Source organism: Kribbella sp. NPDC020701, from assembly GCF_055562215.1.
In genome coordinates, this window is sequence record NZ_JBVHFT010000020.1 from 23,424 (window position 1) to 37,977 (window position 14,554).

At 68.9% G+C, this 14,554-nt stretch carries 16 protein-coding genes; 9 read left to right on the top strand and 7 right to left on the bottom strand.

The annotated features are described in order from the left end of the window. The 4 genes from ACZ3HV_RS36645 (at position 1) to ACZ3HV_RS36660 (ending at position 2,786) form a co-directional block, all read left to right on the top strand. The gene (locus ACZ3HV_RS36645) at positions 1-858 is read left to right on the top strand and encodes a sulfurtransferase (RefSeq protein ID WP_465691354.1); all 858 of its coding nucleotides are present in this window, start codon (positions 1-3) and stop codon (positions 856-858) included. An 89-nt stretch (positions 859-947) separates the two neighbouring features. Further along, a complete protein-coding gene (locus ACZ3HV_RS36650) occupies positions 948-1,181 on the top strand; it encodes a hypothetical protein (RefSeq protein ID WP_465691356.1) in 234 nt (77 codons plus the stop codon). Between the two features lie 13 nt (positions 1,182-1,194). Further along, positions 1,195-1,458, top strand: a complete 264-nt coding sequence (locus ACZ3HV_RS36655) for a hypothetical protein (protein WP_465691357.1) — start codon at positions 1,195-1,197, stop codon at positions 1,456-1,458. Then, the gene (locus tag ACZ3HV_RS36660) at positions 1,458-2,786 is read left to right on the top strand and encodes an amidase (RefSeq protein WP_465691359.1); all 1,329 of its coding nucleotides are present in this window, start codon (positions 1,458-1,460) and stop codon (positions 2,784-2,786) included. Before ACZ3HV_RS36655 ends, ACZ3HV_RS36660 begins: the two co-directional genes overlap by 1 nt. Here ACZ3HV_RS36660 and ACZ3HV_RS36665 read toward each other — a convergent pair. Both ACZ3HV_RS36665 and ACZ3HV_RS36670 read right to left on the bottom strand, forming a co-directional pair. Continuing rightward, positions 2,775-3,776, bottom strand: coding sequence for an HAD-IIA family hydrolase (locus tag ACZ3HV_RS36665; protein ID WP_465691361.1), 1,002 nt, complete (start codon positions 3,774-3,776; stop codon positions 2,775-2,777). The genes ACZ3HV_RS36660 and ACZ3HV_RS36665 overlap by 12 nt on opposite strands. Next, the gene (locus tag ACZ3HV_RS36670) at positions 3,773-4,660 is read right to left on the bottom strand and encodes a class I fructose-bisphosphate aldolase (RefSeq protein WP_465691363.1); all 888 of its coding nucleotides are present in this window, start codon (positions 4,658-4,660) and stop codon (positions 3,773-3,775) included. Before ACZ3HV_RS36670 ends, ACZ3HV_RS36665 begins: the two co-directional genes overlap by 4 nt. Positions 4,661-4,853: 193 nt before the next feature. Here ACZ3HV_RS36670 and ACZ3HV_RS36675 point away from each other — a divergent pair, with 193 nt between their 5' ends. From ACZ3HV_RS36675 to ACZ3HV_RS36690, 4 genes are read left to right on the top strand one after another with little or no spacing between them, the layout of a single operon-like run. Then, entirely contained in the window at positions 4,854-5,930 is a 1,077-nt protein-coding gene (locus ACZ3HV_RS36675) for a class 1 fructose-bisphosphatase (protein ID WP_465691365.1), read from the top strand. An 11-nt stretch (positions 5,931-5,941) separates the two neighbouring features. Further along, positions 5,942-6,817, top strand: a complete 876-nt coding sequence (locus ACZ3HV_RS36680) for a phosphoribulokinase (protein ID WP_465691367.1) — start codon at positions 5,942-5,944, stop codon at positions 6,815-6,817. 32 nt (positions 6,818-6,849) lie between these two features. Next, complete coding sequence (gene gap / locus ACZ3HV_RS36685; protein WP_465691369.1) at positions 6,850-7,857, top strand: type I glyceraldehyde-3-phosphate dehydrogenase; 1,008 nt, start codon at positions 6,850-6,852, stop codon at positions 7,855-7,857. 4 nt (positions 7,858-7,861) lie between these two features. Continuing rightward, positions 7,862-9,103 (top strand): phosphoglycerate kinase, encoded by a 1,242-nt coding sequence (locus tag ACZ3HV_RS36690; protein WP_465691371.1) that lies wholly within the window; start codon positions 7,862-7,864, stop codon positions 9,101-9,103. Here ACZ3HV_RS36690 and ACZ3HV_RS36695 read toward each other — a convergent pair. The 5 genes from ACZ3HV_RS36695 to ACZ3HV_RS36715 are packed head-to-tail and all read right to left on the bottom strand — an operon-like array spanning position 9,079 to position 13,757. Continuing rightward, a complete protein-coding gene (locus ACZ3HV_RS36695; RefSeq protein ID WP_465691373.1) occupies positions 9,079-9,840 on the bottom strand; it encodes a CbtA family protein in 762 nt (253 codons plus the stop codon). The two genes, ACZ3HV_RS36690 and ACZ3HV_RS36695, sit on opposite strands and share 25 nt — an antisense overlap. A 9-nt stretch (positions 9,841-9,849) precedes the next feature. Further along, complete coding sequence (locus tag ACZ3HV_RS36700; protein ID WP_465691375.1) at positions 9,850-10,032, bottom strand: CbtB domain-containing protein; 183 nt, start codon at positions 10,030-10,032, stop codon at positions 9,850-9,852. 3 nt (positions 10,033-10,035) lie between these two features. Further along, positions 10,036-11,211, bottom strand: a complete 1,176-nt coding sequence (locus ACZ3HV_RS36705) for an MSMEG_0565 family glycosyltransferase (protein WP_465691377.1) — start codon at positions 11,209-11,211, stop codon at positions 10,036-10,038. Positions 11,212-11,220: 9 nt separating this feature from the next. Beyond that, positions 11,221-12,750 carry a hypothetical protein gene (locus tag ACZ3HV_RS36710; protein ID WP_465691378.1) on the bottom strand — a complete coding sequence of 510 codons (1,530 nt, stop codon included), beginning with the start codon at positions 12,748-12,750 and terminating at the stop codon, positions 11,221-11,223. Continuing rightward, positions 12,747-13,757, bottom strand: coding sequence for a carbamate kinase (locus ACZ3HV_RS36715; RefSeq protein ID WP_465691380.1), 1,011 nt, complete (start codon positions 13,755-13,757; stop codon positions 12,747-12,749). The genes ACZ3HV_RS36710 and ACZ3HV_RS36715 overlap by 4 nt, the downstream gene beginning before the upstream one ends. Positions 13,758-13,874: 117 nt before the next feature. Here ACZ3HV_RS36715 and ACZ3HV_RS36720 point away from each other — a divergent pair, with 117 nt between their 5' ends. Beyond that, a complete protein-coding gene (locus tag ACZ3HV_RS36720; RefSeq protein WP_465691382.1) occupies positions 13,875-14,531 on the top strand; it encodes a hypothetical protein in 657 nt (218 codons plus the stop codon). Positions 14,532-14,554 lie beyond the last annotated feature (23 nt).

Below are 14,554 nucleotides of genomic sequence, written 5' to 3' on the forward strand. Positions count from 1 at the left end.
ATGGCGCGAGAGCACGTGCTGGTCGACGGCGACTGGCTCGAGAAGCAGCTGGACGACCCCGCCGTGGTGGTCTTCGAAGTGGACGAGAACAGCCAGGCGCATGCCGATCGGCACATCCCGGGTGCGCTCGCACTCGACTGGCGGACCGATCTGCAGGACCCGATCCGCCGTGACCTGATCGGCCAGGACGCGTTCGAGCAGTTGCTGACCAAGCACCAGGTCACGCCGGACGACACGGTGATCTTGTACGGCGGGGACAACAACTGGTTCGCGGCGTACGCCTATTGGTACTTCAAGCTCTACGGTCATCGTGACGTGCGCCTGCTCGACGGTGGGACGAAGCGCTGGGAGCTCGACGGGCGGGTGCTGACCGATGCGCCGACCGTGCGCGAGCGCTCTCCACGCCCGGCGTCGTACCAGGCCCAGCCCGCGGACGGGAGTCTGCGCGCCTACCGGGACGACGTGATCGCCGCCATCGGCCGGGACAGCATCCTCGATGTCCGGTCGCCTGCGGAGTTCACTGGCGAGATCCTTGCCCCGGCGCACTCTCCCCAGGAGCAGCCGCAGGTCCCGGGCCACGTTCCCGGAGCGGTGAACGTGCCGTGGTCGCAGGCCGTGGCTGACGACGGCACCTTCCTCACCGACGAACGGCTGCGCGCGCTGTACGCCGGCGCCGGACTCTCACTGGGATCGGGCAGTGAGTCCGCCCCGGACATCGTCGTCTACTGCAGGATCGGCGAGCGCAGCGCGCACAGCTGGTTCGTCCTGCATGAACTCCTCGACCAGCCATCGGTCAAGAACTACGACGGTTCATGGGTCGAGTACGGATCACTCATCGGAGTACCGGTCGAGGTATGACCCCCCGGACGGGCGTTGCAGCCAGCTGCAACGCCCGTGCAACGGGGCCACGGATCATCTGAGCACGACCCCTCATTCCGGGAGATCAGATGAGCATCATCACCGAAGGACGCTGGACCCCCGACGTCGTGACCGCCTTGTGCCAGCAGCTCTACGCACTCGCGCGGCGCGAGGAGGAGACTGCGGCGAGCCTGGCCGCGCGGACGCCGTACTGGACGCCGTCCCCGCCGTCGGTCGAGGCGCATCGGACGGCGGCCCGCCTCCTGCGGGCCGATGCCGATCGCCTCGAGTTCGAGTCCCGTCCCTGGGGTGTCCCGATCTGAGGAGGTGAGTCCCATGCTGGTCGAAAGTTCCGCGGTGGATCGGGTGGTGCTCGCCTGCGCGTCGGCGAAGTGTGACGGCCGGCAGGGGGAGCACGACTCCGAGACGGTGGCGTACTGGGAGACGCCCGACTCCGGCACGCTCGTCACCCAGACGTCCTGCCTGCGGTGCAAGCTGGAGACAATTCTGCGGCGATGGGTCGGACCGGCCCGTCCGCCCTCCCACGACTGCGGTTACTACACCGACGCTTCCGGGTTCTGCTCGTACTGCACCTGCTGATGACGTGGCCGAGCCTGGCCGCGCTCGGGGACAGCATGCTGACGGGCGATCGGACCTCGGTCGCAGTGGTCGACGAGTGTCTCGCCCGGATTGATGGCTCTCAGCTCGGGGCTGTCCTGGCACTCAACGCGCACGCCAGAGTTGATGCCGCCGCAGCCGATCAGCACTTCCAGCGAACCGGTGAGCTCCTCGGCCCACTGCATGGGATCCCGATCCTGGTGAAGGACGTATTCGAGACGCGCGGGATCCCGACGAGCTTCGGCTGTCAGGCCTTCCGCGACTACGTTCCCGAGGCAGACGCAGAGGCCGTACGGCGGTTGCGCGCGGCCGGAGCGATCATCCTCGGCAAGACCGCGACTCCGGACTTCGCGATGTCCTGGTTGTCGGACTCGTCCATGGGAAGGACGGTCAACAGCCGGTCGGCGGAGCACGAGGCCGGAGGTTCGAGCAGCGGATCGGCGGTCGCCGTTGCGGCTGGGCTTGTCCCGGTGGCGATGGGGTCCGACACCGGAGGGTCTGTCCGGGTGCCGGCGTCCTTCAACGCCGTGGTCGGGATGCGTCCGACGACAGGCCTCCTGCCGACGCAGGGGTTGGCAACGCTGGTGGCAGTGCAGGACACTCCGGGTCCGCTGGCCAACTGCGTCGACGACGCGGCACTTCTGCTGGACGTGCTGGCAGGTCGGTTGCTGCGGGCAAATGAGCGGCAGACCTACCGGCTCGGGCTCCTCGCACTGCCAGACGGCCCGGGGGAGTGGGACGGCTCGGAGCAGGTCTCCGCCGTGGTGGACAAAGCCTTCGGCAGGCTCGGTGTTCCGCTGGATGAGCTTGAGATGCCAGGACTTCCAGGGCTGCTTCGCGACAGTTCGCCGTACCTGGTGGTGGCGCGGGACGATGTCGATGGCTTCCTGCGCTCGAGAACTGGCCGATCCTTCATCGAGCTGTATGACGACGGTGTCTTTCCCGGTGCGCTGGATCTTGCCGAGTTGCTCGCGACTCGATCGTCGGCCGGTGGTCGTCCGCAGTTGTACGCCGCACGGCGCCGACTGCGTGACGCGGTCGTGGGCGCGATAACCGATCGGGGCCTCGACGCGCTCGTGTATCCGACGGTGAGTGTGCCGGCTCCGCGGCTCGACCGGGATCGCGAAAAGCTGCCGAGCAGGCGGCTGCCCGTCAACACCCTGATTGCTTCCCAGGCGGATCTGCCGGCGCTGACTTTGCCGGCGGGCAGGACTGACGAAGGGCTGCCGGTCGGCCTCGAGTTGCTGGGCTTGCGGGACGCGGAGCTGCTGAACCTGGGACGCCTGGTCGAGCGTGCCTTAGAGACCTAGGTGACGTTCGAGCTCCGCCCACGAATCAGCGTCGGCGGCGAGTGGCTGGTCGTGGTCGCGGGCGTGCCAGGCGGTCGACACGACCGCCTGGAGGAGCCGGTGCCGAGTGACGGTACGGCGTACCGACACCACGCCTTCTGGCGAGATCGTGACGGCGTCGTCGGGTTCGGGGCGTCGGCGAAGGCCAGGTTGGAGCAACCCTGACAGGTCGAACGCGAAGTACGTCGGGCGCGCGTCGTCCTCGGCGAACGCCAGGTCCCGCAGGCTGCTCGCGCCGCCCAGGACGAACATGGAGTCGACGCCGGCCGAGCGGGCGCCGACGATATCCGTGTCGAGGCGATCGCCGACCATGATCGTGTCGGAGGGGTCGCAGCCGAGCCGGGAGCAGGCGAGGTCGAACAGCGCCGTACCCGGTTTGCCTGTCACATAAGGGGAAACCGGCGTCGTAGCCCGGACCGCCCCGACGAACGCGCCGTTGCCCGGCGCCAGACCGCGGGCGGTCGGTATCGTCGCGTCCAGGTTCGTCGCCACCCACAGCGCGCCCGCCTGGGCGAGGTAGCCGACCTCGGCCAGGTCGCGCCAGGTCACGTCCAGCCCCGCTCCTTGGACCACAGCTTCGACCGGCAGGCCATCGGCTAGCTCATCGACGCGCACGGGCTTCAGGCCTACCTCGCCAAGGGCCTCGGTCACCCCGGATCCACCCACGGCCAGGACTCGTGCGCCCGGCCCGAGCCGTTCGGTCAGGTACGCCGCGGCCGCTTGTGCACTCGTGACGACGGACCAGCCCTCGTCACTGAGGCCCAGCTCGCGCAGATGGGTCTCCGCTGCCGCAGGCGGCCGGGATGCGTTGTTGGTCGCGAACACCACTGGCACTTGGTCGGCGATCATCGAGTTCAGACTCGGGACCGCGCCCGGCACCGCGTGAGGGCCGCGATAGACCACACCGTCGAGGTCACAGATCACCCCGCGGTAGCTTGCAAGAACCGTCACGAACGCGCCCCGCCGGCGGCCAGCGCCGCGGCCACGGATTCGCTGGCACGCCGGCAGTTCTGCAGCAGGATGCGTCCACTCTCGGCGGCGTCCTCCGTGCGGACCCAGGCCTCGGCGGCCGAGGCGACCAGCGGACGTGAGAAGCCGTAGGTCACCCGCCACGAATGGCCCGGGTCCGAAGCGATGGCCTCCAGATGTGAGCAGGCCTGGTCCAGAGGTTGCCCACCGGAGAGCAGCAGTACGCCGGGAGTCTGAGCCGGAATGCCCTTGTCCAGCAGGGCCGTGGTCAGGCGAGCGACCTGCTGGGAGTCCGCGGGCACCGGGTTCGTGAGGCCGGGCACGACCATGTTGATCCGCACCAGCAGATGGCGGGGATCGACGCCGGCCCGGTCGAGCTCGGTGCGCAGGGCGAGCAGCGCGTTGGTCGTGACGGCCTGGGTGATGGTGATGCTGGAGGCGCCGAGCTCCGGCATGGCGATCGTCAGGATGGGGAGGATCCCAGCGGCCTGTGCTGCCGCGGCACCGCCGGCGAGAGTTTCCGCACTGATGTGAACAGAGCCCAACGGAACGTCAAGTGGGGAAAGGTTCTCACGCCACTCGACGAACGACGCGCCGCGCCCGGCAAGGTGTCCCAGCGGGATCTCCTGCGTCGTCATGCGGACGCCGATCAGCGGCCGCAGCCCGTTGGGACGCAGCGCGGCGAACGCTTCGGGCGTGAGGAGCACAGCGGAGACGTAGTCGCTCAGGCCTTCCGTGCGCAGTACGGACCCGGTGAACCGGTGGGCACGGTCGGTGCCGACGAGCGCCTCGGCGTACTCGTCGACCACCAGCAGTCCTTTGGGTGGCGCCAGGATCGCGGCGGCGGTCTCGTCCATCGTGCGCATGTCGGCCTCCTGCAAGGAATGTTTCGTCGAAGCTAAGGTCCACCACCAGGCGGCGGATTCACCCTTGGGGCTGAGTGGACGGGTGATTCCGGCGGACGGCTACCACCCCCGCGGTCACCCCTCGGGTGGATGCCTTCGCGCGCCCGCGCTGGTGTGCTCGGAGCAGCCAACACCCCTGCCGCGAGGAGTGCCCATGCTCACCGAACGCCTGACGCTGTCCCAGTTCCTGACCGAGGACCGTCGTCGTCGCCCTGGTTCGAGCGAGGAGACCGACGCGCTGATCGCCGACGTCGCGCTGGCCTGCAAGGCGATCTCGAAGCGGATCGCGTCCGGCGCGCTGTCCGGCGTACTCGGTGCTGCCGGGGCCACGAACGTGCAGGGCGAGCAGCAGCAGAAGCTCGACGTACTGGCCAACGAGATCTTTCTTCGGACCACCGAGTGGGGCGGGGCGCTGGCGGGCATGGCGTCGGAGGAACTGGAGGCGCCCTATCAGATCCCGGCCCGCCATCCGCGGGGCAACTGCCTGCTCGTGTTCGACCCGCTCGACGGTTCGTCCAACATCGACGTCAATGTGTCGGTCGGGAGCATCTTCTCGATCCTGCGCGCCCCGGTCACCGGTCCCGACGTCCAGGTCGGCGACTTCCTCCAGCCCGGAACAGAACAGGTTGCCGGCGGCTACGCGATCTACGGCCCGTCGACGCTGCTCGTACTCACGGTCGGCACCGGAGTGCACGCGTTCACACTGGACCGCGACCTGGGCGAGTTCTTCCTGACCAGGCAGGACATCAAGGTGCCGGAGGCAACGGCCGAGTTCGCGGTGAACACCTCGAACCGCCGGTTCTGGGAGCCGGCCGTGCAGCGCTACATCGAGGAGTGCCTGGCCGGTACGACGGGTCCGCGGGAGAAGGACTTCAACATGCGCTGGGTCGCGTCACTGGTGGCCGAGACGCACCGGATCCTGACCCGCGGCGGTGTGTTCCTGTACCCGCGTGACTCCAAGGACCCCGCGCAGGAAGGCCGGCTCCGGCTGCTCTACGAGGCCAACCCGATCGCGTTCCTGATCGAGCAGGCCGGTGGTCGCGCGACGACCGGACGGGAGCGAGTGCTCGACGTCAAGCCGTCGCAGTTGCACCAGCGGATCGGGTTCGTCTTCGGCTCCCGCGAAGAGGTCGAGCGGATCGAGCGGTACCACGCCGAGTCCGCCGGCGACCCCGAGGACCAGAGCAACCCGCTGTACGGATTCCGCGGCCTGTACCGCGCGAGCGCCTGAGGAGTGGATCGATGTCAGCCAAGCACCCCGTCGTCGCGATCACCGGTTCGTCCGGAGCCGGCACCACCTCGGTGATGCGCACGTTCGAGCAGATCTTCCGGCGCGAGCAGGTGAACGCCGCCTTCGTCGAGGGCGACAGCTTCCACCGCTACGACCGGATGGGGATGAAGGACGAGATGACCCGGGCGCTCGCCGAGGGGGATCACACCTTCAGCCACTTCGGCCCCGACGCCAACCTGTTCGAGGAACTCGAGGCGCTGTTCCGTGAGTACGGCGAAGCCGGCGGTGGCCGCGTCCGCAAATATCTCCACGACGACCAGGAGGCGGCGCCGTACGCGCAGGAGCCCGGAACGTTCACGCCCTGGGCAGATCTCCCGGGCGACACGGACCTGTTGTTCTACGAGGGTCTGCACGGTGCGGTGGTGACCGAGAAGGTCGACGTCGCCCAGCACGCCGACCTGCTGATCGGTGTCGTGCCGGTGATCAACCTGGAGTGGACGCAGAAGCTGCACCGGGACAAGGCCAAGCGCGGCTACTCCACCGAGGCGGTGACGGAGACGATCCTGCGCCGGATGCACGACTACGTGAACTACATGTGCCCGCAGTTCTCCCGTACGGACGTCAACTTCCAGCGCGTGCCCGTGGTCGACACGTCCAACCCGTTCATCGCGCGGACGATCCCGGCACCGGACGAGTCGATGCTGGTGATCCGGTTCAAGGATCCGCGCGGGATCGACTTCCCTTACCTGCTGTCGATGCTGCACGACTCATTCATGTCGCGCCCGAACACCATCGTCTGCCCCGGCGGAAAGATGGATCTGGCCATGCAGCTGATCTTCACGCCGATGCTGTGGCGGCTGCTCGAGCGCCGCGGCAAGACCCGCTGACATCCACCGTTCCCCTCAGGAGGTTCTGTTTCATGACTGCTCGCGTCGGTATCAACGGCTTCGGCCGGATCGGCCGCAACTTCTTCCGTGCTGTCCGCGCCTCCGGGGCCGACATCGAGGTCGTCGCCGTCAACGACCTGACCGACCGGTCCACGCTGGCGCACCTGCTGAAGTACGACTCGATCCTCGGCCGGCTGGACGCGGACGTCCGCGCAGACGGCGACGCGATCGTCGTCGGCGACGCCTCGATCGTCGCGCTGGCCGAGCGTGATCCCGGCAAACTCCCGTGGAAGGACCTCGGGGTCGACCTGGTGGTCGAGTCGACCGGCTTCTTCACCGACGCGAACCTGGCCCGCGCCCATGTCGACAGCGGCGGTGCCCGGAAGGTGATCATCTCCGCGCCGGCCTCCAACAACGACATCACGATCGTCATGGGCGTGAACCACGACGAGTACGACGCTGCCGCGCACACCGTGATCTCGAACGCCTCCTGCACCACCAACTGCCTCGCACCGATGGCCAAGGCCTTGCACGAGGGGCTCGGCATCGTCAGAGGCCTGATGACCACGATCCACGCGTACACCGCGGACCAGAACCTGCAGGACAACATCCACAAGGATCTCCGCCGGGCCCGGGCTGCCGCGATCAACGTCGTACCGACCTCGACCGGGGCCGCGAAGGCGATCGGCCTGGTGCTGCCCGAGCTGAAGGGCAAGCTGGACGGCTACGCGCTCAGGGTCCCCGTTCCGACAGGCTCGGCGACGGATCTGACCTTCGAAGCGGCGCGTGAGACTTCCGTCGAAGAGGTCAACGAGATCGTGCAGGCGGCGGCCGAGGGAGACCTCAAGGGCTACCTGCGCTACTCCACAGACCCGATCGTCTCCACCGACATCGTCACCGACCCGGCGTCCTGCATCTTCGACGCTCCGCTCACAAAGGTAATCGGCAACCAGGTCAAGGTCGTCGGCTGGTACGACAACGAGTGGGGCTACTCGAACCGCCTGGCCGACCTCGTGGCCCACGTCGGCGCGAGCCTCTGAGCCGATGGCAACCATCGACGACCTCAGCCGCGAGCTGGGCGGACTTCGCGGCCGCCGCGTTCTGGTCCGGTCTGACTTGAACGTCCCGGTGGACGGCGGCACGATCATCGACGACGGCCGCATCCGGGCCGGCGTACCGACGATTCGGCAGCTCGCCGATCAAGGCGCCCGCGTCGTGGTGACCGCGCATCTGGGCCGCCCGGACGGATCGCCCGACCCTGCCTTCTCCTTGGCGCCGGTGGCCGAGCGGCTCGGCGAGCTGCTCGGTGCGGAGGTGACGTTCGCGACCGACAGTGTCGGCGAGAGTGCGCAGACAACGGTCGACTCCCTCCAAGACGGTCGAGTCGCGCTGTTGGAGAACGTCCGCTTCAACGCCGGCGAGACCAGCAAGGACGCTGCTGTGCGCGGCGAGGTAGCCGACCGCTTGGCCACTTTGGCCGAGGCTTTCGTCAGTGACGGCTTCGGCGTGGTCCATCGCAAGCAGGCGTCGGTGTACGACGTTGCGCAGCGGTTGCCGGCTGCCATGGGTCAACTCGTCGCCACCGAGATCGGCGTACTCGAACGGCTCACGCAGGCACCGGAACTCCCGTACGTCGTCGTGCTGGGCGGAGCGAAGGTCTCGGACAAGCTCGGCGTGATCGACAACCTGCTGGGTAAGGCCGACAAGCTGGTCATCGGTGGCGGCATGGCCTACACCTTTCTGGCCGCCCAGGGGTACGAGGTCGGCAACAGCCTGCTCGACAAGGAGCAGATCCCCACCTGCCGCGGCTACCTCAACCGGGCGGCGGACCAGGGTGTCGAGCTCTTGCTGCCGACGGACGTGGCGATCACGGACCGATTCGCCGCGGACGCTGTGGCCGAGGTCGTGCGTGCCGACCAGATCCCGGCCGACCGGATGGGGCTGGACATCGGTCCCGAGTCGGCGCAGCGGTTCGCCGCCGCGCTCAGCGATGCCCGGACGGTCTTCTGGAACGGCCCGATGGGAGTCTTCGAGTTCGAGGCGTTCGCCTCCGGGACCCGAGCTGTCGCCCAGGCGCTGGCTGAGCTCGACGGGTTGTCAGTGGTCGGTGGCGGCGACTCGGCGGCCGCCGTACGGCGGCTGGGGTTCGACGAGACGGCCTTCGGGCACATCTCGACCGGGGGAGGCGCGTCGCTGGAGTACCTGGAGGGCAAGACTCTCCCCGGCATCGACGTGCTCGATGCCGGGGAGGAGACGTTCGGTCAGCGGCTGCTCAAGACCCGGTGAGTGCGGTTGTAGGCGGTGTGGTTCGCGCGGGCCAGCAATGTGCCGGTCACCAGGCCCAAGGTCGTCCACAGGAGGGCCAGCGTGCCGAGTGACTTGACCCGGAACTCCCAGACCAGGCCGGCATCGACATCGGCGGGAATCGCGTCGGGACTGGCCGGGAGGCCGGCGAAGAGGATGACGCAGCCGGCGGCCAGCACACCGACGACGCTCCAGGTGACGCGGGTGGACGACCATCCGCGTCGCCTGGCCGTACGGACGACAGCGACAACCGCTGTGACGGTCAAGGCCGCGATGGCGATCGCGCACGCGTAGAGCAGCGTGCGCTGAGTGACCGTGTCCGGATCGCCGACCGCCGGCGGGTTGGCCGGGTACTTGAGGCCGGGTGCGAGGGTGAAGATCGCGAAGCCCCCGCCGGCCACGACGAGGGCGCTCGCCAGCTCGCTCAGGTTCGACGAACGCCGGAAGCGGGTCAGGGCGACGGCGTAGAGCAGAGACAGCAGGAGTGCCGCGACGATGACGGCGACGGCACCGCCGACCTGCTGCATGCCACGCGAGATGAGTTCGGCGTCGTGACCTGACTCGCTCTGCGTGTGCTCCATGGCGGTGCGGCTGTCCTCGACGGCCAGCGCGAGCCGGATGGTCGGTTCGACGACCACGACGCTGAACGCCGCGGCGACGGCGCCGGCGGCGAGTCCGCCGGCGAGTGCGGCACGGAGTGTTGACGGCCAGAGGTTCATCTCATCGTCCTAGTGGCAGGGCACGCCGAGAATGTGGCGGCCGTCGTGGGTGAACTCGTGGACGTACGGCGCCAGGGTCGACAGCACCGCGCCGTTGTCCTGGAGCATGAGGTACAGAGCGATCAACGACAGTGCGGCGATGAGGTAGGCCCAGACCGGGATGCGTTCGGCGGCGGCCACTTTGCTCGACATTGGTCAGCTCTCCTTAGCTGTGGATGACAGTGCTCGTCGGTAGACCTCGAGGTGTTGCTCGGCAGTGGCCGACCACGGGTACCTCGCGGCGACCGCGGGCCCGCGCTGGGCGAGCCGCTCGCGGGTGCTCTTGTCGTCGACCAGGCGCGCGAGGCCCTGTGCAAGGGACGCGGCGTCACCCGCGCCGGTCATCAGCGCGTCCTGCTCGTCGGTCAGGAACTCGTGGAAGACGTCGATGTCGGACGTGACGACCGGCAGTCCGGCCGCCATCGCCTCGAGGACCACGAGGCCCCAGCCCTCCTTCATCGACGGGAACGCGAAGCCGTCGGCGGCACCGAACCACTCCGGCAGATCCTCGTCCGAGACGGTGCCGAGCAGTACGACGTCCGTACCGAGCCGGAGCCCGCTCGACTCGAGTGAGCTGAGCACGTTCTCGCGGTACGCCCGGTAGTCCTGGAAGGAATGACCGCCGATGATCGCGAGCAGCGGCGGGTTCGGGTGCGTTGCCTTCAGCCGGGCCAGTGCCTCGACGAGGTAGGCGGTGCCCTTGCGCGGCTCGATGCCGCCCACGGTCAGGAAGACGAAACGGTCACCGGCGTTGATCTGCTCGCGTAGCTCCTTGCGGCGCAGCTCAGTAACCCCGGCGCCGAACCGGTCGGTGCGGACGCCGTTGGTCACGATGCCGGCGTGGACCCCGTAGTCCTGCAGCAGTTTCTCCTGCCAGAGCCGACTGACCACGAGGACGTCGTCCGGCTCCAGGATCGCGTTGCGCTGGCAGTCCATCAGGGCTTGCGTGGTGAAGTCGTCGACGTGGTGAACCGTGCGGATCAGGCGGAACGGCGTACCCGCGTCCCGGACCCGGGCGGCGGCCCGGGCCGAGATGCAGTCCTGGCTGTGCACGATGTCGAACCCGTCGCCGATCTCGGTGAGGTAGCCGGTCAGCGTGTCGATCGACTGGAACACGCGCTCCTCCAGCGTCGGCGCGGGCGGCGGTGCGTCGACCAGCCGCACGGGTACGTCGACCTTGCGGAAGAAGCCCTTGCCTTGGTCGGACAACGCCACCACGGTGACGTCGACCCCAGCAGCCTGCAGTGCCTCAGCAAGCTCGAGGGTGTGGACGACCCCACCGCGTGGCTTGACCGAGTACGTCGTGAGCGCGAGACGCAGGCGATCTTCCACGGCCATCACCTACAGCTCCGCCGCGACCAGAGCGGGATCGCGCAGTGCGATCGCCGAGGCAGCCAGGGCGGCCCGGGCCGCCGTTTCGGTGACGATGCAGCCCGCGCGGCGCAGGGTCTCCTGCTGGGCCGCGAAACCCTGCGGGTCGAGCTCGGTGCCGAGTACGTACGCCACGACGATCGCGCCGGAGCCCGTCACCTTCTCGATCGCGGGTGCGAGCATGCCGGCCGGATCGGTGTGAGCGCCGTCGCCGATCACGACGTCGAGGAGCACCGCGGCGACACCGTCGTCGTCGACCTGCCGCTCGAGGAACTCGATGCGGGCCTGCGGATCGATCATCGGATGCGGCCGGCCCACGGTGTACTCCTCCTCGCCGAGGTCGAGGAACAGATGCGAATCGGGCTTGGCCGAGTCGACCGTGAGCGACTTGTCCAGCGGGACGTTCGAGTGGATCGGCCCGAGGTGATCGGTGGCGATCGTGAGCGCCTCGTAGCAGAGCGTTCCGCCGCTGTAGAGACCGACGACCTTGCGTCGTGTCGGTGACAACCCGGTGATCAGGCCGGCCACGTCTTCCGCCAGTCCCTGCACGACGTCCGGGGCCGAGCCGCCGACCTTCGCGAGCGTCTCGGCGGCGCCGCGTTCGAGGGTGTTGACCACTGTCACGTGGTCCGCGGTGGCGAGGCTGTCGCGCAGACCCATGAGCGCGGCGACCGTGGGCTTGGACGGCACCTTCAGCAGCCGTTCGGCCACCTCGCGCGACGGCGGCTTCGACACCAGCAGGATCGCCTCGGTCCGCTCGTCCGCGTCCAGCGCGCGGAGCGCCGACTCGGCCATCAGGCCACCGACCTCGGGGGACAGGTCGCGGCCGCCCACGCCGATGACGTGCGAGACCCCGACTCCCCAGCGGTCCAGGAGGCTCATCACTTCTTGCGCACCGGTTCCGGCGGCGGCGACGATGCCGACCGGTCCGGCGTTGACCCGGTTGGCGAATCCGAGGCCGGCTCCGGCGATCATCGCCGTACCGGCGCCCGGGCCCATCACCAGGCGGCCGAGGTCCCGGGCCCGTTCCTTGAGCTCGATCTCGTCCGCGAGCGGGACGTTGTCGCTGAACAGCAGGACATTCAGGCCCGCGGTCAGTGCCTTGTGCGTCTCCAGGGCGGCGTACGAGCCCGGCACCGAGATGATGGCGATGTTGGCGTCCGGCCGTTCGGCCAGGGCCTCGCCCAGATCGGTGGCGTTCGGTACGGCGCCGTCGTCCTCCTGCACGTTGGCCGCGAAGAGCGCCGCCTCGGCGGTCTCGAGTGCAGCCGCTGCTGCGTCGTCGTCCTCGGCCTGCACAGCCAGGACGAGGTCGTTCGCGGCCGCGTCGTCCACGTCGCCGGCGATGCCCTGTTCCGCGAGCGTCTCGAGGTTGGCGGGGGTGGCCATCAGGGCCCAGCCCCAGGACACTCCGGGCGATCCCAGGATCGCGCGGGTGGCCTCGAGGAGGCGGACGCTGTCCTTGTAGGAGTTCTTGCGTACGGCGACGCGGGTGCTCATCCGACCAGCTCCTTGGTGGTGGCAGGGGTGGGGACGTCCTCGGTCAGGATCCGAGTGCCACGCGCTCCCTCCACGACCCCGTGGGGTTCGTCGAGGGTCGCGTAGACGAGTTCAGGCGTGGTGATGGCCGCGAACCGCGGCTGTTCGGCCGGCGACGAGCCCTCGACGAACTTGATCGCGGCGCTCATCTTCGGGCCCATGCTGCCGGGCGGGAACTGGCCGTCGGCCAGATGCCGGCGGGCCTCGGTCACGGTCAGCTCGTGAACGGACCGCTCCTGCGGCGTACCGAAGTCGAGCTTGACCGACGGGACGCCGGTGACCATGACGAGGGCGGTCGCGTGCGCCGCGGCCGCGATCCGTTCCGCGGCGAAGTCCTTGTCGATGACGGCGTCCACACCGCGGTAGGCGCCGTTCTCCTCGATCACCGGGATGCCGCCGCCGCCCGCGGCGACGACGATGTGACCCGACTGCGTCAACGTCGCGACGGCGTTCGCCTCGAGGATCGCCTGCGGGGTGGGCGACGGGACGACCCGGCGGAAGCCGCGGCCGGCGTCCGGGATCATCGTCCAGCCGCGGGTGGCCGCGAACTGCTGCGCCTCGTCCTGGCCGAAGAACGGCCCGATCGGCTTCGTGGGGTTGGCGAAGGCGGGGTCGTCGCGGTCGACCACGATGTGGGTGATGACGGACACCGCGCCGGAGATCTCGCGGCCGCAGACCTCGTGCAGGGCGAGGCAGATCAGGCTGCCCAGCGCGCCCTGGGTCATCGCGCCGAGGGAGAACAGCGGCTGCGCCGGCACCAGCCGGGCGCCTTCCTCGTGCTGGATGGCGAGGTTCCCGACCTGCGGGCCGTTCCCGTGCACGATGATGATCTGCCAGCCCTTGCGCAGCAGCGACCGGACCGACTTGGCCATCGCCAGAGCGTTCGAGTACTGCTCCTCGAGGGTGCCCCGCTGGTCCTCGCGGGTGAGGGCGTTTCCGCCGAGGGCAATGACGGCGATATCGCTCATTCCGGCTCCAACTCGTCCGTGCACGTCAGTCGTGCGTCCGCCTGATCGGATGCCACAACATAGCAGATGGACGTGTCGTATAGTAGATATCGAGTGGACCGACCAGGGAGCTGCGCGATGACCGACGAGATGACCGCCCGTGCCCTCCGATCGTCCTGGCGGGCGTCGGAGCAGTCGCTGTACTCCATCGGTGGCGGCGACGTGGAGCGCTATCAACGCGCCATCAGGCTGGTTCGCGCGGTTGCCGACGACCTGCTGGACATCACGTCGACCGATGCCCTGGTCGATCGCTGGCCGGAGGCCGGCGGGATCGTCACCGCCGCGGCGGAGCGCACGGGTCTGACGCTCGGCTCACTGCCCGTGGATCAGGTCGCGGGAGCCGCCTTCGCGCTCCGCCAGGTCGCTTTGCAGGCCGAGGAAACCCGGCGCGCCCGGTCCGAGCTGATCGCCGCGGCCAGGGCGGAGGGGGCCGACTGGGTGGTCCTGCATGAGACCGGTGATCCGCTGGCCGGTTTCGCGGATCCCTACGGCTCGACCCGGATGCACCTCGAGTCCGGTCTCGCCATCGTCGCGGCGGTTCAGCCGGATCTCACCACGGGTGCCGCGGTCCACACGCTGACCGTTGTCCGGCTCGACCTGCGCACCGGCGACCTGGTGGACGACGACCCGGGGGTCGCCGACCTCGCGTACTCCGACAGTGCGTCGTTCCGCAGTGGGCAGGCCGCCCTGCGGGAGGTCGTGGAGGAGCTCGCGGCGACGGACCGTATCGGATGATAGACGGATTTATCCGTCAGGAG

What these genes read in the sequence shown, in the direction of transcription:
- ACZ3HV_RS36675 (WP_465691365.1), top strand. Translation starts at nt 4,854, where the DNA reads ATGCTCACCGAACGCCTGACGCTGTCCCAGTTCCTGACCGAGGACCGT.
- ACZ3HV_RS36670 (WP_465691363.1), bottom strand. Translation starts at nt 4,660, where the DNA reads ATGCGCACGATGGACGAGACCGCCGCCGCGATCCTGGCGCCACCCAAA.
- ACZ3HV_RS36700 (WP_465691375.1), bottom strand. Translation starts at nt 10,032, where the DNA reads ATGTCGAGCAAAGTGGCCGCCGCCGAACGCATCCCGGTCTGGGCCTAC.
- gap (WP_465691369.1), top strand. Translation starts at nt 6,850, where the DNA reads ATGACTGCTCGCGTCGGTATCAACGGCTTCGGCCGGATCGGCCGCAAC.
- ACZ3HV_RS36710 (WP_465691378.1), bottom strand. Translation starts at nt 12,750, where the DNA reads ATGAGCACCCGCGTCGCCGTACGCAAGAACTCCTACAAGGACAGCGTC.
- ACZ3HV_RS36690 (WP_465691371.1), top strand. Translation starts at nt 7,862, where the DNA reads ATGGCAACCATCGACGACCTCAGCCGCGAGCTGGGCGGACTTCGCGGC.
- ACZ3HV_RS36655 (WP_465691357.1), top strand. Translation starts at nt 1,195, where the DNA reads ATGCTGGTCGAAAGTTCCGCGGTGGATCGGGTGGTGCTCGCCTGCGCG.
- ACZ3HV_RS36645 (WP_465691354.1), top strand. Translation starts at nt 1, where the DNA reads ATGGCGCGAGAGCACGTGCTGGTCGACGGCGACTGGCTCGAGAAGCAG.
- ACZ3HV_RS36680 (WP_465691367.1), top strand. Translation starts at nt 5,942, where the DNA reads ATGTCAGCCAAGCACCCCGTCGTCGCGATCACCGGTTCGTCCGGAGCC.
- ACZ3HV_RS36695 (WP_465691373.1), bottom strand. Translation starts at nt 9,840, where the DNA reads ATGAACCTCTGGCCGTCAACACTCCGTGCCGCACTCGCCGGCGGACTC.
- ACZ3HV_RS36650 (WP_465691356.1), top strand. Translation starts at nt 948, where the DNA reads ATGAGCATCATCACCGAAGGACGCTGGACCCCCGACGTCGTGACCGCC.
- ACZ3HV_RS36660 (WP_465691359.1), top strand. Translation starts at nt 1,458, where the DNA reads ATGACGTGGCCGAGCCTGGCCGCGCTCGGGGACAGCATGCTGACGGGC.
- ACZ3HV_RS36720 (WP_465691382.1), top strand. Translation starts at nt 13,875, where the DNA reads ATGACCGACGAGATGACCGCCCGTGCCCTCCGATCGTCCTGGCGGGCG.
- ACZ3HV_RS36715 (WP_465691380.1), bottom strand. Translation starts at nt 13,757, where the DNA reads ATGAGCGATATCGCCGTCATTGCCCTCGGCGGAAACGCCCTCACCCGC.